Annotated in this window: 18 protein-coding genes and 1 pseudogene; 14 read left to right on the top strand and 5 right to left on the bottom strand. The window is 63.7% G+C overall.

Annotation, left to right across the window (positions count from 1 at the left end):
* The first annotated feature begins 147 nt into the window (after positions 1-147).
* The 4 genes and pseudogenes from B5G34_RS14765 (at position 148) to B5G34_RS14750 (ending at position 2,843) form a co-directional block, all read left to right on the top strand.
* Positions 148-648: a Crp/Fnr family transcriptional regulator gene (locus B5G34_RS14765; protein ID WP_087339204.1), complete on the top strand. Its 501-nt coding sequence runs from the start codon at positions 148-150 to the stop codon at positions 646-648.
* 14 nt (positions 649-662) lie between these two features.
* The gene (locus B5G34_RS14760; RefSeq protein ID WP_087339201.1) at positions 663-1,328 is read left to right on the top strand and encodes a DUF6198 family protein; all 666 of its coding nucleotides are present in this window, start codon (positions 663-665) and stop codon (positions 1,326-1,328) included.
* 25 nt (positions 1,329-1,353) lie between these two features.
* Positions 1,354-1,836: pseudogene (locus B5G34_RS14755) on the top strand (O-acetyl-ADP-ribose deacetylase); the annotation flags it as partial.
* 179 nt (positions 1,837-2,015) lie between these two features.
* Positions 2,016-2,843, top strand: a complete 828-nt coding sequence (locus B5G34_RS14750; protein WP_087339195.1) for an RNA methyltransferase — start codon at positions 2,016-2,018, stop codon at positions 2,841-2,843.
* 7 nt (positions 2,844-2,850) lie between these two features.
* Here B5G34_RS14750 and B5G34_RS14745 read toward each other — a convergent pair whose 3' ends face one another.
* The 5 genes from B5G34_RS14745 to B5G34_RS14725 all read right to left on the bottom strand — a co-directional run bounded on the left by B5G34_RS14745 (position 2,851) and on the right by B5G34_RS14725 (position 9,597).
* Positions 2,851-3,558, bottom strand: a complete 708-nt coding sequence (locus B5G34_RS14745) for a DUF554 domain-containing protein (RefSeq protein ID WP_087339193.1) — start codon at positions 3,556-3,558, stop codon at positions 2,851-2,853.
* A gap of 155 nt (positions 3,559-3,713) precedes the next feature.
* Positions 3,714-5,834, bottom strand: coding sequence for an ATP-dependent helicase (locus B5G34_RS14740; RefSeq protein ID WP_087339191.1), 2,121 nt, complete (start codon positions 5,832-5,834; stop codon positions 3,714-3,716).
* Between the two features lie 73 nt (positions 5,835-5,907).
* On the bottom strand, positions 5,908-6,291 hold the full coding sequence (locus B5G34_RS14735; protein ID WP_087339188.1) for a metal-dependent transcriptional regulator: 384 nt from the start codon (positions 6,289-6,291) through the stop codon (positions 5,908-5,910).
* Between the two features lie 68 nt (positions 6,292-6,359).
* Entirely contained in the window at positions 6,360-8,738 is a 2,379-nt protein-coding gene (locus B5G34_RS14730; RefSeq protein WP_204245960.1) for a phosphoketolase family protein, read from the bottom strand.
* 157 nt (positions 8,739-8,895) lie between these two features.
* Complete coding sequence (locus tag B5G34_RS14725; protein WP_087339182.1) at positions 8,896-9,597, bottom strand: hypothetical protein; 702 nt, start codon at positions 9,595-9,597, stop codon at positions 8,896-8,898.
* Positions 9,598-9,736: 139 nt separating this feature from the next.
* On the opposite strand from B5G34_RS14725, the gene B5G34_RS14720 reads away from it, so the two are divergent.
* The 10 genes from B5G34_RS14720 to B5G34_RS18530 all read left to right on the top strand — a co-directional run.
* Positions 9,737-10,600, top strand: a complete 864-nt coding sequence (locus B5G34_RS14720; RefSeq protein WP_087339178.1) for a class I SAM-dependent methyltransferase — start codon at positions 9,737-9,739, stop codon at positions 10,598-10,600.
* 12 nt (positions 10,601-10,612) lie between these two features.
* Complete coding sequence (locus B5G34_RS14715; RefSeq protein ID WP_087339175.1) at positions 10,613-11,467, top strand: energy-coupling factor transporter ATPase; 855 nt, start codon at positions 10,613-10,615, stop codon at positions 11,465-11,467.
* A 39-nt stretch (positions 11,468-11,506) separates the two neighbouring features.
* Positions 11,507-12,376 carry an energy-coupling factor transporter ATPase gene (locus B5G34_RS14710; protein WP_087339172.1) on the top strand — a complete coding sequence of 290 codons (870 nt, stop codon included), beginning with the start codon at positions 11,507-11,509 and terminating at the stop codon, positions 12,374-12,376.
* Positions 12,377-13,189, top strand: a complete 813-nt coding sequence (locus B5G34_RS14705; RefSeq protein WP_087339169.1) for an energy-coupling factor transporter transmembrane component T — start codon at positions 12,377-12,379, stop codon at positions 13,187-13,189. It abuts the gene before it with no gap.
* A gap of 207 nt (positions 13,190-13,396) precedes the next feature.
* Positions 13,397-14,146, top strand: a complete 750-nt coding sequence (gene truA, locus B5G34_RS14700) for a tRNA pseudouridine(38-40) synthase TruA (protein WP_087339166.1) — start codon at positions 13,397-13,399, stop codon at positions 14,144-14,146.
* Complete coding sequence (locus B5G34_RS18810; protein ID WP_162609494.1) at positions 14,146-15,378, top strand: DUF5711 family protein; 1,233 nt, start codon at positions 14,146-14,148, stop codon at positions 15,376-15,378. Before truA ends, B5G34_RS18810 begins: the two co-directional genes overlap by 1 nt.
* Before the next feature lie 18 nt (positions 15,379-15,396).
* Positions 15,397-16,104, top strand: a complete 708-nt coding sequence (locus B5G34_RS14690) for a CvpA family protein (protein ID WP_087339163.1) — start codon at positions 15,397-15,399, stop codon at positions 16,102-16,104.
* A 38-nt stretch (positions 16,105-16,142) separates the two neighbouring features.
* Positions 16,143-16,682, top strand: a complete 540-nt coding sequence (locus B5G34_RS14685) for a CDP-alcohol phosphatidyltransferase family protein (protein WP_087339159.1) — start codon at positions 16,143-16,145, stop codon at positions 16,680-16,682.
* Positions 16,683-16,773: 91 nt separating this feature from the next.
* Positions 16,774-19,320 carry an ATP-dependent Clp protease ATP-binding subunit gene (locus B5G34_RS14680; protein WP_087339156.1) on the top strand — a complete coding sequence of 849 codons (2,547 nt, stop codon included), beginning with the start codon at positions 16,774-16,776 and terminating at the stop codon, positions 19,318-19,320.
* Between the two features lie 198 nt (positions 19,321-19,518).
* A partial coding sequence (locus tag B5G34_RS18530) for an S-layer homology domain-containing protein (protein ID WP_162609493.1) occupies positions 19,519-20,282 on the top strand: 764 nt, incomplete at its 3' end.

Here is a 20,282-nt window from a genome sequence, read left to right as displayed (position 1 = left end):
AAGAAATATTATACCTGAACTCATGAGGACAGAAGTGCATTTTGCACTGCAGCGCAGATTTTCCCCACGGTTGCGGAAGGAACGCGGCTGTGCTAAACTAAACATATTGCGACGGACGGTTTGGTCCCGGGGAGGGCGGCGTGAACCATGATACAGACAGTGCGGGGCGAGGTGGAGACAGGCATCCGGGAGCTGGAGATCTATCCGCTCATTGCCGCCCACTATGAGGCGGGGCGCATTCCCCTGTGCAAGGCCCAGGCGGGGGACTGCATTGCCGACGCGGGGGACAGCGGCTGCCACATTATCTACCTGCTGCGGGGAGACGTGAAGATCTTCAGCTTCTCCTATAAGGGACGGCGGATGCTGCTGGACCAGGTGGGCCGGGGGGAGTTCTCCGGGCACATCAGCAAGCTGCGGGGCTTCAACTTCGACTCCACCATTGTGGCCCGCTCCGACTGTATGTACCTGGAGTTTTCCGACGATCTCTTCCAGGAATTGATGGGGGATCCGGCCTTTGCTCTGGTCTTTTACCGGAGCACCAGCAAGCGTACCTACCACATGTACCGCAAGACTCTAAGCCTCAACCTCTTCTCCCTGGAGGAGAACGCCGCCTTCTATTTTCTGATGGGCGCCGGGGCGATCCAGTGAGGAGGCAGAATGAAATGGAGAAAGAAAAACAGCGGCTGGAGCACATTCCGCTCCGTCTGCTGATGCTTCTGGTGGGATTTGGGGTCATGGCCTTCGGGGTGGCCTTTTCCATCAAGGGGGCCCTGGGTACCTCGCCCATCTCCAGCGTGCCCTATGTGACCGGCTATATCTCCGGCCTGTCGGTGGGCACCACCACTATCATTATGAACGGCATCTTTGTGCTGCTCCAGATCGCCATTCTGCGCAGACGGTACCAGTGGGTGCAGCTGCTCCAGTTCCCGGCTGCCATCGTATTCGGCTTGTTTATCGACGGGGCGGGTGTGGTGCTCCAGGGAGTACATTACAGTAACTACCTCCAGCAGTGGGTGCTGTGCGCCATCGGTATCGTGCTGGTGGGCCTGGGGGTGAGCATCGAGGTTACCGCCCGGCTGGTCACCACCGCCGGCGAGGGCGTGGTGCTGGCTATCTGCCAGGTGGCGCCGGTGAAGTTCGGCAACATGAAGGTGATTTTTGATGTGACCCTGGTGTGTATCTCCATCGTCACCGGGCTGGTCTTTCTGGGCCGGCTGGAGGGAGTGCGGGAAGGCACTGTGGCCGCCGCCATCTGCGTGGGTTTGCTGGCCAAGTGGTTCAGCAAGCCCCTGGCCAAATTTGAACAGGCGGTTCTGTGCCGCCGCTGATATTGATATCCAAGGAGGAAACGCCATGAAGCTGGAACTGATCCAGGGGGATATTACGACTTTAAAGGTAGACGCCATCGTCAACGCCGCCAACAGTACCTTGCTGGGAGGCGGCGGGGTGGACGGCTGCATCCACCGGGCGGCGGGCCCGGAGCTGTTGGCCGAGTGCCGCACCCTGGGGGGCTGTCCCACCGGGGAGGCCAAAATCACCGGCGGCTACCATCTGCCCAGCAAGTATGTGATCCACACTGTGGGCCCTGTGTGGCACGGCGGCAGCCACGGTGAACGGGAACTGCTTACCAGCTGCTACCGCAACAGCCTGGCTCTGGCCGGGGAGCATGGCTGCCAAACGGTGGCCTTTCCACTCATCTCCGCCGGAGTGTACGGCTATCCCAAGGAGGAGGCCCTGGAGGTGGCCATCACCAGCATCCGGAAGTTTGCCGGGGCGGATATGACGGTCTGCCTGGTGGCCTACGACGGGCCTACCTTCCGCCTGGGGCAGCAGGTGCTGGAGCGCCTGGACCGGGGCTGAAAAGCGACCGGGACCCGGTGCAAAAAGGACCCACCACCAGAGTTGAAAAGGACCCTGGACCCGGTGCAAAAAGCGCCCCCTAACAACCTAAGGGAACAACAAGAGAGAACGACCTTCTGAACGAAGGACGACGAGAAGGCAGGAGAAGAAAAGACATGGCCAACATCATTGAGATCACCGACTATTCCGATCCCCAGCTGGACTGCTATGCCCGGCTCACCGAGGCCCAGCTGCGCAACCGGCTGGAGCCGGAGAAGGGCATCTTCATTGCCGAGAGCCCCAAGGTGATCCTGCGGGCCCTGGACGCCGGGTATGAGCCCCTGTCCCTGCTGATGGAGCGGAAAAAGATCGACGGCCCCGCCGGGGAGGTGGTGGCCCGCTGCGGCCAGATTCCCCTCTACACCGCCGACCGGGAGGTGCTGGCCGGCCTCACCGGCTATGAGGTGACCCGGGGGGTGCTGTGCGCCATGCGGCGTCCGGTGCTGCCCACGGTGGAGGAGCTGTGCGCCAACGCCCGCCGGGTGGCGGTGCTGGAGGGCATTGTGGACTCCACCAACGTGGGGGCCATCTTCCGCTCCGCCGCCGCCCTTCATATGGACGCGGTGTTGGTCACCCCCACCTGCTGCGACCCCCTGTACCGCCGGGCGGCCCGGGTGAGCATGGGCACCGTATTCCAGATCCCCTGGACCCGCATCGGCGACGACCCCTCCCAGTGGCCCCAGCCGGGGCTGAGCCGCCTCAACGCCCTGGGCTTTAAGACGGTGGCCATGGCCCTCAGCGACACCGCCATCAGCATCGAGGACCCCCGGCTGCGGCAGGAGGACAAGCTGGCCATCGTGCTGGGTACCGAGGGGGACGGCCTGTCCGACCACACCATCGCCGCCTGTGACTACACCGTGTGCATCCCCATGTCCCACGGGGTGGACTCCCTCAACGTGGCGGCGGCCAGCGCCGTGGCCTTCTGGGAGCTGCGGGCCCGGTGAGCAGGCCTCAGGCGATCAGACCAAACAGCCAGGAGCAGGGCCAGATTAAAAACAAGCAGGGCAGCAGGTTGACTGCGCTGATGTGCTTGATTCTGGCGATGCTCAGGCCAAGCACGAAGGTGAGCAGTCCGCCCATGGCGACAAAATCATTGAGCATGGCCGGAGTGGTAAGGGGCAGGATGAACTGCGCGCCGTAGAAGCAGGCGCAGAGGATGAGAAACTGGGGCAGGACAATGAGGTTCATGGCCCGGCCCAGGGTGGCGGCAAAGATGGTAGCGGCGAAAATGTCCATCACACCCTTGGAGAGCAGAATGGTGAAGTCGCCGGAGATGCCCTCGTTAATGGCCCCAAAGATGTTGGTGCCGCTGGCACAGAGAGTCACCGCCACCAGCAGGTAAAACTGCATGTACGCGTCCCGATCCCCGGGTATGCGAAAGTGCAGCCTCTCGATGGCGGACTGAAAGAGGCGGCGGACTTTACCGTCCAGGCCCAGCAGTTCGCCGATGAGTCCGCCCAGGATAAGGGCCAGAATGACGGCGGGCAGCGTCTGAAGCTTGATGATGGATGTGATGCCGATGGCGATGGCCGCCAGACCGAAGATCACATTCATGGGCTCCTTGATGGTCTGGGGGACCCGGTCTTTCAGCAGACTGCCCAGATTGGTGCCAAACAGGACACAGCAGCAGTCGATGAGTATACCTTTGGGGATCAGCATGGCTATCTTCCTCCTGATTTTGATGTGCGCTCCTCCGGGTGGTCCGCCCTGGAGCAAAAGACCCGGCATTTTAACATACCGCCCCAGGGCTGTCAATCTATTCTGCGAGAAAGAATGAAAACGGGACATCTGCCGAAACAGATGTCCCGTTTTGTTCATTTGTCGAGCCGGTGGCCCTCCAGCACAAATTGACCCATGCCCAGGGCGGTGGGGAGGGAGAAGGGCTTCACTGTGCCGTCGTCAAAGCGGACGGTGATCCGGTCCCCCTCTCGGGTGAGGAGCAGGCCGGGACCGTAGCGGGCGTGGCGCACCCGGGTGCCGGGGATGTAGTCCTTGGCGGCAGCGGTGAGTTTGGCGGACAGGGCCGCCGGGTCAGGGCTTTTCCGGGCGGGAGCCTTTTTCTTCTCCGTGGCTTCCTTCTGCGGGAAGAGGAAGGAGGAGAAGGTGGAGGCCAGTTCAGGCCGCCGGAAGGTCATGACCCACAGCTCGTGCCTGGCACGGGTCATGCCAACGTAGAAGAGCCGCCGCTCCTCCTCACGCTGGTTGATTTCCTCCTCGCTCTCGTCCTCCTTGGGGGTGGGGGACAGCTTGGGCAGCAGGCCGTCGGCCACGTCCATCAAAATCACCCGGTCGTACTCCAGACCCTTGCTGGAGTGGATGGTGGACAGGACAAAGGGGCAGTCCGGGTGGGCCGAGCCCCGGCGCACCACCTCCTCCAGCTCCTCCAACCGCCGGAGCAGCCCGGCGGGGGTGGACTCGTTGGCCCCCAGGGCCTCCAAAATGGGCAGCTTGCGGTTGTCCGCCCCCCGCTCCTCCAGATAGGCCCCGTAGCCCATGAAGTGGACGATGCGGTACACCGCCTTGTCCGCCTGCTCCTCCAGCAGGTTGTTCAGGTGGGTCTGGAGGGCTTTACACTGCTTGCGGCTCCAGGGGGAGAGGGAAGAGCAGCCCGCCAGATATTCCAGCAGGGTTTCCCCAGCGGGGGAGCAGCGATTGACCGCCTCCTGGGCGGCGGCCCGGCTGATGCCAGCTCCCAGCTTGTAGTAGAGGTCCAGGAACAGCTCCCCGTTCCAGGGGTCCTGAGCCAGGCGGACGATGTTGGTCACATCCCGCACCACCCGGTGGGTGAAAAAGCCGCTGTCCACCTGGCGGCAGCGGTAGGGGGTACCGGAGCGCTCCAGCAGGTCCATGAGGGGGAGGGCGCTGTCGTTGTCCCGGTAGAGCACCGCCGTCTCCTTGTCGCAGTGTTCCGCCACCTTGGCCAGATATTGATACTGGCGCTGCCGGTCGTACACCTCGATCTGTCGGAGGGCGGGGCCGTCGCCCACGGCGGCATGCATGGTCTTGGGGCGGCGCTGGGTGTTGAGTCGGATGAACCTGTCCGCCGCCGCCACGATCTGGCGGGTGGAGCGGTAGTTCTGCTCCAGCAGCAGCACCCGGGCGCCGGGGTAAGTGTTCTCAAAGGAGTGAAGGGCCTGGGGACAGGCGGCCCGGAAGCCGTAGATGCTCTGGTCCTCGTCCCCCACCATGAAGAGCTGGACCTGCTCTCCCGCCAGCAGGCGGATGATTGCGTGCTGGATCTGGGAGGTATCCTGAGCCTCGTCCACGCACAGGTAGGCGCACCGCCGCCGCCACTCCCGGAGGATCTGGGGGTAGCGCCGCAGGATCTGATATGCGTAGCCCAGCTGGTCGTCGTAGTCCATGAGCCGCCGCTGCCGCAGGGCCTGGTTGTAGGCCTTGTAGACGGCGGGGAAGTCCACCCCCTCCACCTCCACCTCATTCAGGTCGGTCTGGCAGGGGAGACGGTTTTTCACATAGGTGATAGCGGTCTGGATGGCCTTGATGGTGGCCTCCGGGGCGAACTCCCCGGTGAGATTGCGGCAGATCTCCCCGATGAGAGCGGCCTGCCGCCCGGTGTCCTCCAGCAGGTCGAAGGCCTTCTGGCCCACCAGCTGTTCACACCGGCGGATGATGGAGGAGCACACCCCGTTGATGGTGCGGAAGGCAAGTTTTTCCGCCAGTTCCGGGCCAAAGAGGGCGGCGAAGCGGGCCTTCATGTCCCGGGCGGCGGAGACGGTGTAGGTCATGGTGAGGATGGACTCGGGGGGGACCCCCAGGGCCAGCACCAGGTAGCCGATGCGGGTGACCAGCACGGTGGTCTTGCCGCTGCCCGGTACCGCCAGCAGCAGCACCGGCCCCTCCACAGCCTGGACGGCGGCCTCCTGCTGTCGGTCCAGACAGAGACCGTAGGTCTGTTTGAATTGATGGAAGGTCATAGTACGTTCTCCTAAGGGGTTCCATAAAAAATGGCCGCCATCGGCGGCCATTTTCGGGTGATGACAGTGGGGTTCAGGGCTGGGAAAGCTCCCCCTTGCCCATGGCGTGCTCCTTGATCTTCTGAAAGGTCTCCTCGCTGAGGTCGTGCTCGATCTTGCAGGCGTCGGCGGCGGCCACCTCGGGGCTCACCCCCAGATAGGTGAAGAACCGGGTGAGCAGCTGGTGGCGCTCATAGATGCGGCGGGCGATCTCCTCCCCGGCGGGGAGCAGGGAAATGAGCCCGTCCTTGTCCATCTCCACATAGCCGCTCTCACGCAGCTTTTTCATGGCCACGCTGACGCTGGGCTTGGAGAAGTGGAGCTCGTTGGCGATGTCGATGGAGCGGACCATGCCGTGGCGCTCCCGGAGGCTGAGGATGGCCTCCAGATAGTTTTCCGCAGATTCGTAAATGTTCATCCTTTGATCCTTCCCGTCTGTGGCTTTTCTATAAGATTAGCACACAAGCCTGATTTTGGCAAGGCGGGTCAGATGCCCGCGCCGCCGTTCCACTTCCAGTCCCGGATCTCGGGCAGGTCCTGGCCGTGGGCGGTGATGTACTGCCGGTGCTCCACCAGCTTGTCCTTCATCAGCTGGATGAGGAAGGCCCCCCGGTTGCCCAGCTGGGGCAGGCGCTTGACGGTGTCGATGACCAGGTCGAAGCGGTCGATGTTGTTCTGCACCCGCATGTCGAAGGGGGTGGTGAGACCGCCCTCTTCTTTATAACCCCGGACGTGGAGGTTCTTGTTGTGCCGCCGGTAGGTCAGCTCGTGGACCAGGGTGGCGTAGCCGTGGAAGGCGAAGATGATGGGCTTGTCCACGGTGAAGAGCACGTCGTAGTCCTCGTCGGTGAGGCCGTGGGGGTGCTCGGTGTGGGGCTGCAGCTTCATCAGGTCCACCACGTTGACCACCCGCACCTTCAGCTCGGGCAGGTAGCGCCGCAGGATGGTGACGGCGGCCAGGGTCTCCAGGGTGGGCGTCTCGCCGCAGCAGGCCAGCACCGCGTCAGGCTCGGCCCCCTGGTCGTTGGAGGCCCACTGCCAGATGCCGATGCCGTGGGTGCAGTGCTTGATGGCCTCGTCCATAGTGAGCCACTGGGGCCGGGGATACTTGGAGGTCACCAGCACGTTGATGTAGTTGCGGCTTTTGATGCAGTGGTCGAAGCAGGACAGCAGGCAGTTGGCGTCGGGGGGCAGGTAGAGCCGCACCACGTCGGCCTTCTTGTTGGCCACGTGGTCCAGGAAGCCCGGGTCCTGGTGGGTGAAGCCGTTCTGGTCCTGCTGCCACACGTTGGAGGAGAGGACGTAGTTGAGGGAGGCGATGTCCTGCCGCCAGGGCAGGGACCCCGCCACCTTGAGCCACTTGGCGTACTGGCTCACCATGGAGTCCACGATGCGGATGAAGGCCTCGTAGCTGTTGAGGAAGCCGTGGCGGCCGGTGAGCAGGTAGCCCTCCAGCCAGCCCTGGCACATGTGCTCGCTGAGCATGCCGTCCAGGATGCGGCCGCTGGGGGAGAGGCCCTTCTCCCCGGGCAGCAGGTCGGCGTTCCACCGGCGGTCGCTGGCCTCCAGCGCGGCCCACAGCTTGTTGCTCATAGTCTCGTCAGGGGAGAAGATGCGGAAGTTTTTGGCCTTCTGGTTGAGCTTGAGCACGTCCCTGACGTACTTGCCCAGCTCGGCCATATCCTCCGCCTCCACCGCGCCGGGGGCGGGGACGTCCACGGCATACTTGGAAAAGTCGGGGGTGCGCAGATCCCGCAGCAGCAGACCGCCGTTGGCGTGGGGGTTGGGGCCCATCCGCCGCTGGCCCTGGGGGGCCATGGCCCGCAGTACCGCAGACGGGGCCCCGGTCTCATCAAAGAGCTCCTCGGGGTGGTAGCTGCGCAGCCACTCCTCCAGCAGGGGAAGCTGCTCGGGATGGGCCTCGTCCACCGCCAGGGGCAGCTGGTGGACCCGACTGGTGCCCTCCAGGGCGGTGCCGTCCGCCTCCTTGGGGCAGGTCCACCCCTTGGGAGAGCGGAAGACCACCATGGGCCACCGGGGCCGCTCGGTCTCCCCGAAGGAACGGGCGCTCTCCTGGATGCGCTGGATCTCCCGCACCGCCCAGTCCAGGGCGGCCGCCATCTTCTGGTGCATCTGGGCCGGGTCGTCTCCCTCCACAAACCGGGGAGTCCAGCCGCAGCCCTTGAAGTAGTCCTCCACCTCCTCGGCGGAGATGCGGGCAAAGAGGGCGGGGGTGGCGTTCTTGTAGCCGTTCAGGTGGAGGATGGGGAGTACCGCCCCGTCTCCCACCGGGTCCAGGAACTTGTTGCCGTGCCAGGCGGCGGCCAGGGGGGCGGTCTCCGCCTCCCCGTCTCCCACCACGCAGGCGGCGATGAGGGAGGGGTTGTCCATAACGGCCCCGAAGGCGTGGGCCAGGGAGTAGCCCAGCTCGCCCCCCTCGTTGATGGAGCCGGGGGTGTCGGGGGCGCAGTGGCTGCCCACGCCGCCGGGGAAGGAGAACTGGCGGAACAGCTTGCGCATGCCCTCTTCATCCTGGCTCACGTTGGGGTAGACCTCGCTGTAGGTACCGTCCAGATAGTTCTGGGCCAGTACGGCGGAGCCCCCGTGGCCTGGGCCGCAGACGTAGATCATGTTCAGATCGTACTTGGTGATCACCCGGTTGAGGTGGGTGTAGATGAAGTTCTGACCGGGCACCGTGCCCCAGTGACCCACCGGGGCATGCTTCAGGTGCTCCGGCTTCAGAGGGGTGCGGAGGAGGGGATTGTCCTTCAGATAGAGCTGGCCGGCGGCCAGATAGTTGGAGGCCCGCCACCAGGCGTCCAGCTTCCGCAGGGCGTCGGGGCTGAGGGGCCCCTTCTTGGACATGCGGGCCGAGGTTTTCACAGTGACCTTGGTGCGTGCTCCGGAGGATTTTGCCAAGGGGATGCACTCCTTTTCAGAAAACTTCCTGCCGCCGGCGGGGGAGAAGAAGGAGAAAGGGAACCCCGTCGGTTCCCTTTCCCATACCCGCCGCGGCAGGCTTTTATTTCTCGTTCAGGGGCAGCGGCTCGGGCGCGGGGGGCGCGAACTCAGACATGCAGTCCTGGGTGAGCTTATGCAGATGTTCGTCCTGGCTGTCGAAGTGGGAGGACAGCTGCTCCACCATCTGATGCAGCTTGTCCAGCTCCTGGGTGGCGCGGGAGACCGCCCCCTCCATGTCAGAGCGCAGCAGGTCGTAGCCCGCCTGCACCTTGTGGAGCCACTGGGACACCTCGGTGTGGGCCCGCTGGACCTTCTCCTCGGCGGCCTGCTGCACCTCCTGGGCCCGGCAGTGGGCCTCCAGCTCGATGCCGGCGGTGCGGTCCTTGATCTGGGCATAGGCCGCGGCGGCGGGCTCAGCCTGGGCCAGCCGGGCGTTGGCCTGGGCCAGCTGGGCGGCAGCCTGCTCCAGCTTGGACTTTTGGTCGTCGGCGCCGGTGCGCAGGGCCTCCGCCTCCTTGCGGACCTGGGCCAGCCGGGCGGTCAGCTCCTCCTTCTCCCGGGTCAGGGCCTGGACCTGCTGCCGGGCCTGCTCGGCCTGAGCCGCCAGCTCCTCCTTCTCCCGGGCCAGCTCATCCCGCTCCCGCTGAAGCTGTTCCAGCTTCTCCACGTGGGCCTGGTTGGAGGACTCAATATAACTCAGCACATCCTGCTTCTGAAAGCCGCCGAAGGTGGCGGTACGAAACTGAAGCTCTGTGGCGCTCATGACGGACACCTCGTTTCCACAAATTCATGGATATTCTATCACAGTTTTCCCCATATGACAATCCGCTCTTTTCGTTGACTCGACCTGGGTGGAATGATATAATAGGATGATTATGACAAGAATAACCGGGAGGATGACTATGTGGATCTCGGACGGATGGAAAGACTATGAACTGCTGGACTGCGGCGGGGGAGAGCGGCTGGAGCGCTGGGGCAAGCACACCCTGGTGCGGCCCGATCCCCAGGCCATCTGGCGCCCGGAGGGGAAGCACCCGGGCTGGCGGAAGTATGACGCCCGGTATCAGCGCTCTTCCACCGGCGGCGGTCAGTGGGTGAAGAAGGACCTGCCCCCCCGCTGGACCCTGGGCTACAAGGAGCTTACCTTCAACATCAAGCCCATGAACTTCAAGCACACCGGCCTGTTCCCTGAGCAGGCGGCCAACTGGGACTTTGCCATGGAGCGCATCCGCGCCGCCGGCCGGCCCATCCGGGTGCTCAACCTGTTTGCCTACACCGGCGGGGCCACCGTGGCCTGCGCCGCGGCGGGGGCCAGTGTGTGCCACGTGGACGCCGCCAAGGGCATGGTGAGCTGGGCCCGGGAGAACGCCGCCTCCTCCGGCCTCACCGACGCCCCCATCCGCTGGATCGTGGATGACTGCGGCAAATTCGTGGAGCGGGAGATCCGCCGCGGGCGGAAGTACGACGCGGTCATTATGGACCCCCCCTCCTACGGGCGGGGCCCCTCCGGCGAGATCTGGAAGCTGGAGGAAAACCTGTTCCCCTTTGTGGAGCTGGTGACCGGGGTGCTGTCGGAGAAACCCCTGTTCTTCCTCATCAATTCCTACACCACCGGCCTGTCCGCCTCGGTGCTCACCTATCTGCTGGAGACCCTGGTGTCCCGGCACCACGGCGGACATACCGACAGCCAGGAGCTGGGCCTGCGGGTGAGCTCCACCGGCCTGGCGCTGCCCTGCGGGGCCACCGGCCGCTGGGTCTGTGACTGAGAAGGAGTAACTATGGGACAAGCCATTCTTGAGACAAAGGACCTGCACTTTCGCTACGACGACGAGGAGGGACCCTCTCCCGTGGTGCTGGACGGGGTGGACCTCCAGATTGAGGAGGGCACCTTCGTGGCGGTGCTGGGCCACAACGGCTCGGGGAAATCCACCCTGGCCAAGCATATGAACGCCATCCTGCTGCCCTCCGGCGGCAAGGTGTACGTAGACGGCATGGACACCGCCGACGAGGCCAAGCTGCTGGACATCCGGCGCACCGTGGGCATGGTGTTCCAGAATCCGGACAACCAGATCGTGGCCAACGTGGTGGAGGAGGACGTGGCCTTCGCCCCCGAGAACCTGGGGGTGGAGCCCGCCGAGATCCGCCGTCGGGTGGACGACGCTTTGAAGGCGGTGGGGATGTACCAGTACCGGGAGCACGCCCCCCATCTGCTCTCCGGCGGCCAGAAGCAGCGGGTAGCCATTGCCGGCGTCATCGCCATGCAGCCCCGGTGTATCGTGCTGGACGAGCCCACCGCCATGCTGGACCCCATCGGCCGTGCCGAGGTCCTCAAGACCATCAAGGAGCTCAACCGCACCTCCGGCGTGACGGTGGTGCTCATCACCCACCACATGGACGAGGCCGCCCAGGCTGACCGGCTGGTGGTCATGGCCAAGGGCAAGGTCATTGCCGACGGCGCCCCCCGGCAGGTGTTTCAGCAGGTGGAGGAGCTCAAGGCGGTGGGCCTCACCGTCCCCGAGACCACCGAGCTTTTGTGGGAGCTGCGCCGGGCGGGACTGGACGTATCCCTGGACGCCCTCAGTGATGAGGAGTGTGCCCGGGAGCTGTACGAGCTTTTGCAGACACGGGCGTGACCTTCGGGCATGCACCATTGTGATAAAGGACTGAGCAAATTGGAACCGATCATTCAGACCGAGCGCCTGAGCCATATTTACTCCGCCGGTACCCCCTTTGAGCACGGGGCTCTGGTGGACGTGGACTTTACCGCCTACCGCGGGGAGTACCTGGGCATCATCGGCCACACCGGCTCGGGGAAATCCACCCTGATCCAGCACCTCAACGGCCTGTTGAAGCCCACCTCGGGCAGGGTGCTCTTTGAGGGCAAGGACATCTGGGAGAGCAAGGAGCGCACCCGCCGGACCCGCTTCCAGGTGGGGCTGGTGTTCCAGTATCCTGAGTACCAGCTCTTTGAGGAGACGGTGTACAAGGACATCGCCTTCGGCCCCGGCAACATGGGGCTGGACCCGGACGAGATCGACCGCCGGGTGCGTCAGGCCGCCCAGTTTGTGGGCCTGAAGGAGGAGACTTTGGAAAAATCCCCTTTTGAGCTGTCCGGCGGCCAGAAGCGCCGGGTGGCCATCGCCGGCGTCATTGCCATGGAGCCCTCGGTGCTCATCCTGGACGAGCCCACCGCCGGCCTGGACCCGGTGGGCGTGGAGTCCATCCTGGGCAACATCCACGACTACCATGTGGCCAAAAACGCCACCATCATCATCGTCTCCCACTCCATGGAGGAGATGGCCCGGACGGTGGACCGCATCGTGGTGGTCAACGACGGCAGGATCCCCTTCTCCGGCACCCCCCGGGAGGTCTTCACCCACGGGGACGAGCTGGAAAAAATGGGCCTGGGCGTGCCCGCCATGACCCGGGTCTTCCATCGCCTGAAAGCCATGGGCGTGGACATCGACCCCTCGGTGTATACCATTGAGCAGGCCAGAGACGCCGTGCTGGCGGCTCTGAACCGAAAGAAAGGGGTGATGTAAATGGCCCTGAAAGATATCACCCTGGGGCAGTATTTCCCCGGCAAGACCATTATCCACCGGCTGGACCCCCGCACCAAGCTGCTGGGCACCATCGCCTATATCGTCTCCCTCTTCCTGGCGGCCAATGTGGTGAGCTATGCCATCCTCATCGTGGTGCTGGCCGCCCTCATCGCCGTTTCCAAGGTGGGGCTCAAGAGCATTCTGCGGGGTATGCGCCCCATCTTTATCATCATCGCCATCACGGCGGTGCTTAACCTGTTCTTCACCCCCGGACAGGGGGAGCCCCTGGTGGCCTTCGGTATCCTCACCATTTATGCTGAGGGTATCCGGGCGGCGGTGTTCATGATCCTGCGCATCATGATGCTCATCACCTGCACCTTCCTGCTGACCTACACCACGTCCCCCATCATGCTCACCGACGGACTGGAGAAGCTGCTCAGCCCCCTGAAGGCCATCAAGGTGCCCATCCATGAGCTGGCCATGATGATGTCCATCGCCCTGCGGTTCATCCCCACCCTCATTGAGGAGACCGACAAGATCATGTCCGCCCAGAAGGCCAGAGGGGCCGACTTTGAGACCGGCAACCTGATCCAGAAGGCCCGTGCCCTGGTGCCTTTGCTGGTACCCCTGTTCATCTCCGCCTTCCGCCGGGCCGACGAGCTGGCGGTGGCCATGGAGTGCCGCTGCTACCACGGCGGAAGCGGCCGCACCCGTCTGCGCCAGCTGAAGATGAGCGGCATGGACGTGGCCGCCCTGCTGCTCTCCCTGGCCCTGTGTGTGGGCATCGGGGTGCTGGGTCACTTCGGCTGGTGAGCGAACTTTTACCAAAATTTAAGGTGTGCTTAAAGATTTATGAGAAATATTGCTTTAAGGTTAATGTATGTGGGAACGGCCTACCACGGCTGGCACCGCAGCGTATAGCAAACGTGCCGGTGGCACGTTTGTAGCGTAGGCTCCGCCGGCTATGCCGGCGGAGGGGAACCGAAATAGAAGCGAAGACTTGAGGCGTGGGAGGCCGTTATGCGAAATATTGCGTTAAGATTGATGTATGTGGGAACGGCCTACCACGGCTGGCAGGTCCAAAAGAACGCCGTCACCGTGGCTGAGACCCTGGAGAAGGCCCTGGCCACCGTGGTGGGCCATCCGGTGAAATGTACCGGGGCGGGCCGCACGGACGCGGGGGTCCACGCCGAGACCTATGTGGCCAACTTCCGTACCACCTCCCGCATCCCCTGCGACCGGCTGCCCCTGGCGGTGAATACCCGGCTGCCCGACGACATTGTGGTGGTGAAGGCCACTGAGGTGCCCGACCAGTTCAACGCCATCGGCTCCTGCCTGAAAAAGGAGTACACCTACCGCATCTATAACTCCCACATCCGCAACGCCTTCCATGTGGACCGGGCCTGGTTCTACCCCAAGCACCTGGACGAAACGGTGATGCAGCGGGCGGCCTCCCACTTTGTGGGCACTCATGATTTTGCCGCCGTCCGCAGCGTGGGTACCGAGACCCGCACCACCGTGCGGACGGTCCACTACTTCGACATCAGCCGGGACGGGCTGATGATCCAGTGCAGGGTGTGCGCTGACGGCTTTTTGTACAACATGGTACGGGCCATGGTGGGCACCTGCGTCTATGCTGCCGAGGGGAAATTTTCCCCCGACGATGTGCCCGCCATTCTGGAGGGCCGCAATCGAACCGCCGCCGGGCCCACAGTGCCCGCCGGCGGCCTGTACATGACCAAGCTTTGGTACAATGAGGATGTGTTGTAATGCCCCGCCACATATTTTCCGATCAGCAGCATAGACTGGAGCAGGACAAGGAGGGCCGTCAGGCCGGCAGGACGGAGAAGCGGCCCAACCGCCTGCTTCGGCTGCTGGCCTTTCTGCTTACTGTGGCCCTGATGCTGGGTGCGGTGGTCCTGATCGTCAACTACGACAAACTGAATTTCGATTTCGTCAAGCGGTGGTTTTCCTACCGCAGCCTGAGCCGCACCGACAGCGGGCAGGCCGAGTCCTTCCCCTTCGACGGGGACGGTACCAGCACCTTCGCCACCCTGGACGGAGACCTGCTGGTGTGCTCCTCCACGGGGGTGCGGCTCTACTCCGCCAGCGGTCAGGTATATGTGGACCGCACAGTGGTCATGGAGCACCCGGTGGCGGTGTCCGCCGGGAACACCGCCCTGGCCTACGACGCGGGAGGGAGGACCCTGCTGGTCTGCCGGGACAGGGAGGAGGCCTTCTCCCTGGAGCTGGGAAGTGACGAGCAGATCCTGTCCGCCGATGTGAATGAGAGCGGCTGGATGGTGGTGGTCACCCAGATCAGCGGCTATAAGGGCGTGGTCACCGTATACGACAGCCAGTTCCAGGCCAAGATGCAGGTGAGCCTGTCCAGCCGCTTCGTCATGGATGCCGCCCTGTCTCCCGACAACCGGACGGTGGCGCTGCTCACCATGGGCCTCACCGACGGCACCTTCTCCAGCACGGCGGAGTTCTACCCCGTGGGGGGGAGCACCTCCGCGGAGGCCGCGCCCGAGACCAGTACCATTGTGGGGAGCGAGGTCATCCTGGAGATGACCTGGGACACCTACGGCATCTGGGCCCTGGGTGAGAACAGCGTCTATCACCTGGACGGCGGCGGTGAGCTGACGGGGAGCTATTCCTACGCCGGCCGCTATCTGAAGGGCTATTCCATGGACGGGGACGGCACCGTGGCCCTGCTGCTGGGCAAGTACCGGGCGGGCAGCTCCGCCCAGCTGGTGGTGGTAAACGACCAGGGGGAGGAGCAGGCGGTGCTGGCCATGGAGGAGCAGGTGCTCTCCATCTCCGCCGCCGGGCGCTATGTGGGGGTACTCACCGCCGACCGGCTGGACATCTATGACCAGGATCTGACCCTCTACAACACCCTGGACGGTACCCAGAGCGCCCGCAAGGTGCTCCAGCGGTCCGACGGCAGCGCCATGCTCATCGACAACAGCACGGCGCGGATCTATGTGCCCCAATAATCTGGAGGAACCCTATCTATGGCAATCATCTTTGAAGTGATCGTGGCGGCGGTGCTCATCGCCTTTGTGGTACTGGGCGCCAAGCGCGGTCTGGTCCTGTCCCTGTGCGGCCTGCTGGGCGTGCTGGTGGCCTTCACCGGTGCCAGCGTGCTGGCACGCACGCTGTCCCCCATGGTGGCCGACGCCCTGGAGCCCAGGTTTGCCTCCGCCATTGAGGAGCAGCTCAACGAGCAGATCGCCCAGAGCGTGGCGGAGGGGACCGCCGGGGCGGAGGAACAGCTCACCCCCGACAGCCTGCCCCTTCAGGACGTGCTCAACGCCCTGCGGGATATGGGCTTTTATGAGTCCCTGGTGGAGCAGGTCAACCAGGCGGTGGAGAACGGCATGACCCAGGTGGCCGCCAGCGCGGCGGCCAGGGTGGCGGCCGCCATCGCCCAGTCGGCGGCCTACCTCATCCTTTTCCTGGTGGGATTTGTGGTCATTCTGATCCTGTGGAAGGTGGTGAGCCGGGCCCTCAACCTGGTGGCCCGACTGCCGGTGCTCCACTTTTTGAACAAGAGCCTGGGAGCCGTGTTCGGCCTGCTCCAGGGCTGCATCATCCTCTTCATTGCCGCCTGGGCCATCCAGTTCATGGGGGGCCTCATTCCGGCGGAGACGGTGGAGCAGACGGTGCTGCTGAAATTCTTCATGACTACCAACCCCATGAGCCTGATCTTCGGGCTGTAAGCAACCACTACCAAAGAGAGAAAATCAGGTGAATCGATATGACAGTCCCCAACATCCTATCCATCTTCCGGCTGATCCTGGTGCCGGTGTTCGCGGTGGCCTTTTTCCAGCCGTGGCCCAACGCCCACCCCTGGGCAGCCCTGGTCTATCTGGTTGCCTTCCTCACCGATATTGCCGACGGCTGGATCGCCCGGCATTTCAATCAGATTACCCGGCTGGGCCGTATTCTGGACCCCATGGCGGACAAGCTGATGACCTTTACCGTCATCATCTGTATCACGGTGGATGAGGTGATCCCCCTGTGGGCGGTCATCGTGTTTTTCTGCAAGGAGCTGACCATGGCCATCGGCGGCTACATCATGTATCACAAGCTGGGGGACGTGATCCCCTCCAACTGGCTGGGCAAGCTGTCCACCGGGGTGTTTTTCCTGGTGTGCGTCGGCCTGGTGCTCTTCCCCGGTCTGCCCAGACCCTGCCGGTTGGGCCTCATCGGCTTTGCCCTGGCCCTGACTCTGGCCGCCCTGTGCGGATACATCTACCAGTTTTGCAGGACATTGCGGGAAAGAAAGCCGGCCTGATTCATATCCAGTTCATAATTTCGGATTAGAATCATCTCTCCGGGGAGGAGGCCCATCCGGGGCCGTCCCCGCCAAAGGAGCTGAAACAGATATGCAACCTACACTGTGTTCCAGATGCCACAAGAATGTGGCCGTCATTTTTATTCAGAAGATCGAGGGCGGCACCACCAAGAGCGAGGGGCTGTGCCTCAAGTGCGCCAAGGAAATGGGCATCAAGCCCGTGGAAGATATGATGCAGAAGATGGGCATCACCGACGAGGACCTGGAGGGTCTGACCAACGAAATGATGTCCGCCTTCGGCGGAGCCGAGGGCATGGAGGGGCTGGTTCCCAGCGAGGACGGCGAGCAGGACGAGGAGGACGAGGGCAAGACTGCTACCTTCCCCTTCCTGAACAAGCTGTTCGGCGGCGGCGCTCAGAACCCCCAGAACCAGCCTCCCGAGCGGGAGAGCGGCCGGTCTGAGCGCTCCGACAAGGACAAGAAGGGGGATAAGCCCCCCAAGCGGAAGTTTTTGGAGAACTACTGCATCTCCCTGACCCAGAAGGCCGCCGACGGCAAGCTGGACAAGATCATCGGCCGGGACGAGGAGATCCAGCGTACCATCCAGATCCTCAACCGCCGGCAGAAGAACAACCCCTGCCTCATCGGCGAGCCCGGCGTGGGCAAGACCGCCATTGCCGAGGGCCTGGCCCAGAAGATCTACCAGCGGGATGTGCCCTACAAGCTGCTGGACAAGGAGGTCTACCTGCTGGACCTGACCGCCCTGGTGGCGGGCACCCAGTTCCGGGGCCAGTTTGAGAGCCGCATGAAGGGCCTCATTGAGGAGATCAAGAAGCTGGGCAACATCATCCTGGTCATCGACGAGGTCCACAACATCGTGGGCGCCGGCGACGCCGAGGGGTCCATGAACGCTGCCAACATCCTCAAGCCCGCCCTCAGCCGGGGGGAGATCCAGGTCATCGGCGCCACCACCCTCACCGAGTACCGCAAGTACATCGAGAAGGACTCCGCCCTGGAGCGGCGGTTCCAGCCGGTGATTGTGGAGGAGCCCTCCATCGAGGACAGCGTGAAGATCCTCCAGGGCATCGCCCCCTACTATGAGAAGTACCACTTTGTGTCCATCTCCCCCGAGATGTGCCGTCTGGCCGTCACCATGAGCGAGCGGTACATCACCGACCGCTACCTGCCCGACAAGGCCATCGACCTCATTGACGAGGCCTGCTCCGATGTAAACCTCCACAACAAGGCCCTGGCCCGTGAGGTGGAGGTGAAGAAGGAACTGGAGCAGCTGGGCCAGGAGCGGGAGAACCTGATGGTGGAGGCCAATGACCGGGACTACAAGCGCCAGACCGCCCTGAAGAACAACGAGAGCCGCCAGAGTGAGATCCGCCGGGAGCTGAACAAGCTCACCGCCGAGCACGACTCCCTCATGGGCAATCCCGCCACCACCGAGGCCCTGGGGGCCAACGAGCGGCGGCAGGCCAATTTCCGTCGGGAGCTGGACAACCTGGCTGCCGAGCGGGAACAGCTGATGGCCGACCAGGGCAGCAGCAAGGACTATGAGCGGCTGGCCGTCATCAAGAGCCGGGAGATGCAGCTCCAGGACGAGCTGAACAAGCTGGACGCCCAGAGCGCCCCGCCCCTGACGGTGGAGCACCTGGCCCAGGTCATTGAGCTGTGGACCAAAATCCCCGCCAGCCAGATCCAGGAGGCCGAGTATGAGCGCCTGGCCAAGCTGGAGGATCGCCTGAAGGAGCATCTCATCGGTCAGGACGAGGCGGTCCACGCCGTGGCCGCCGCGGTCCGCCGGGGCCGGGTGGGCATCGCCTCCAAGCGCAAGCCCGTGTCCTTCATCTTCGTGGGCTCCACCGGCGTGGGCAAGACCGAGCTGGTCAAGCGGCTGGCTATGGATATGTTCCACTCTCCCGAGTCCCTCATTCGGCTGGACATGAGCGAGTTCATGGAGAAGTTCGCCGTCAGCCGCATCATCGGTTCGCCCCCGGGCTATGTGGGCTATGACGAGGCCGGCCAGCTCACCGAGAAGGTGCGCCGCAAGCCCTACTGCGTCATCCTCTTCGACGAGATCGAGAAGGCCCACCCCGACGTGCTCAATATCCTGCTGCAGATCCTGGACGACGGCCACATCACCGACGCCCAGGGCCGCAACGTGAACTTTGAGAACACCGTCATTGTCATGACCTCCAACGCGGGCAGCGACGCCCGCACCTCCGCCGGCAGCGTAGGCTTCGGCCGCACCGCAGACGAGCAGGGGAGAGAGCGGACTATGAAGGCCCTGGAGTCCTTCCTGCGGCCCGAGTTCATCAACCGGGTGGACGAGATCGTCTACTTCAACAAGCTGTCCGAGGACAACTTCAAGGCCATCGCCGCCATCATGCTGGGTGAGCTGCGGGATACCCTGAAGGAGAAGGGCATCACCTTCACCTGGGACGACGCCCTGCTGGACCACCTGGTGCGCAAGTCCTACTCCCAGACCTACGGCGCCCGCAACCTGCGCCGCCAGATCCAGAAGGACCTGGAGGACGACATCGCCACCAAGCTCATCGACAGCTACCAGCATCCCGTTTCCGCCATCCACGCCACCTCCGACGGGGAGAAGGCTGTGGTCACGGCAGAGTAAAAGTTGACATAAGCGAAAACCGCCCCGGGCATGACGCCTGGGGCGGTTTTGTGATTTTTTGTACGAAAAGGAAAGAAACTATATAGTTTTTGAAAAAATGAGATAGAAACTTGTCGAATGGGACGTTTTCTGTTATGCTATACATAATGGCGCCGAAAGGAGCGCCGGAAAACCTGCGCACAGAAAGGAAATCCCATGGTGAAACACAGAAAAACAGCAACCAGGCTGCTCTCCGGCGTCCTGCTGGCAGCCGTTCTTCCACTGCCCATCGGCGCCGCCCGTGCCGCCGGGTCGGGCTTCAGCGACGTGGTCCCCGGAGCGTGGTACGCCGGCGCTGTCAGCTATGTGTCCGACAACGGCCTCATGAGCGGCGTCTCCAGCAGCAGCTTCGCCCCTGAACTGTCCATGAGCCGGGCCATGCTGGCCACCGTCCTCTACCGCATGGCGGGCAGCCCGGCGGTCAGCGGCCAGGATAACTTTACCGATACGGAAAACAACACCTGGTACTCCAGCGCCGTGCTGTGGGCCCAGCAGAAGGGCTATGTGACGGGCTACAACAGCCAGACCTTCGGCACCAACGACCCGGTGACCCGGGAGCAGGTAGCCACCATTCTGTGGCGCTACGCGGGCAGCCCCGCCGCCGGTACTTCGGCGGGCTATGCCGATGCCGACCAGATTTCAGATTGGGCCACCCAGGCTGCCGACTGGGCCAAGGAGGATGAGATCATCAGCGGCAAGCCGGGCAACTGCTTTGACCCCTCCGGTCTGGCCACCCGGGCGGAGGCGGCGGTGATGCTCACCCGCTACGACCAGAACAGCCAGCCCGAGCCGGAGCCCACGCCTACCCCCACCCCGACTCCCACTCCAACTCCTACCCCGACGCCCACGCCCACGCCTACGGCCACGGTGGAACCCACGCCGGAGCCTACCCCCGACCCTACGCCTACCCCTACGCCCAAGCC

This window comes from Flavonifractor sp. An82 (assembly GCF_002159265.1).
Lineage (GTDB): Bacteria > Bacillota > Clostridia > Oscillospirales > Oscillospiraceae > Flavonifractor.
The sequence above is the reverse complement of the archived record's forward strand: the minus strand, read 5'-3'. Positions and strand labels throughout refer to the sequence as shown.

Excerpts from the sequence above, each read along its gene's own strand:
- B5G34_RS14765 (WP_087339204.1), top strand. The coding sequence starts at position 148 with ATGATACAGACAGTGCGGGGCGAGGTGGAGACAGGCATCCGGGAGCTG.
- B5G34_RS14760 (WP_087339201.1), top strand. The coding sequence starts at position 663 with ATGGAGAAAGAAAAACAGCGGCTGGAGCACATTCCGCTCCGTCTGCTG.
- B5G34_RS14750 (WP_087339195.1), top strand. The coding sequence starts at position 2,016 with ATGGCCAACATCATTGAGATCACCGACTATTCCGATCCCCAGCTGGAC.
- B5G34_RS14745 (WP_087339193.1), bottom strand. The coding sequence starts at position 3,558 with ATGCTGATCCCCAAAGGTATACTCATCGACTGCTGCTGTGTCCTGTTT.
- B5G34_RS14740 (WP_087339191.1), bottom strand. The coding sequence starts at position 5,834 with ATGACCTTCCATCAATTCAAACAGACCTACGGTCTCTGTCTGGACCGA.
- B5G34_RS14735 (WP_087339188.1), bottom strand. The coding sequence starts at position 6,291 with ATGAACATTTACGAATCTGCGGAAAACTATCTGGAGGCCATCCTCAGC.
- B5G34_RS14730 (WP_204245960.1), bottom strand. The coding sequence starts at position 8,738 with ATGTCCAAGAAGGGGCCCCTCAGCCCCGACGCCCTGCGGAAGCTGGAC.
- B5G34_RS14725 (WP_087339182.1), bottom strand. The coding sequence starts at position 9,597 with ATGAGCGCCACAGAGCTTCAGTTTCGTACCGCCACCTTCGGCGGCTTT.
- B5G34_RS14720 (WP_087339178.1), top strand. The coding sequence starts at position 9,737 with ATGTGGATCTCGGACGGATGGAAAGACTATGAACTGCTGGACTGCGGC.
- B5G34_RS14715 (WP_087339175.1), top strand. The coding sequence starts at position 10,613 with ATGGGACAAGCCATTCTTGAGACAAAGGACCTGCACTTTCGCTACGAC.
- B5G34_RS14705 (WP_087339169.1), top strand. The coding sequence starts at position 12,377 with ATGGCCCTGAAAGATATCACCCTGGGGCAGTATTTCCCCGGCAAGACC.
- truA (WP_087339166.1), top strand. The coding sequence starts at position 13,397 with ATGCGAAATATTGCGTTAAGATTGATGTATGTGGGAACGGCCTACCAC.
- B5G34_RS18810 (WP_162609494.1), top strand. The coding sequence starts at position 14,146 with ATGCCCCGCCACATATTTTCCGATCAGCAGCATAGACTGGAGCAGGAC.
- B5G34_RS14690 (WP_087339163.1), top strand. The coding sequence starts at position 15,397 with ATGGCAATCATCTTTGAAGTGATCGTGGCGGCGGTGCTCATCGCCTTT.
- B5G34_RS14685 (WP_087339159.1), top strand. The coding sequence starts at position 16,143 with ATGACAGTCCCCAACATCCTATCCATCTTCCGGCTGATCCTGGTGCCG.
- B5G34_RS14680 (WP_087339156.1), top strand. The coding sequence starts at position 16,774 with ATGCAACCTACACTGTGTTCCAGATGCCACAAGAATGTGGCCGTCATT.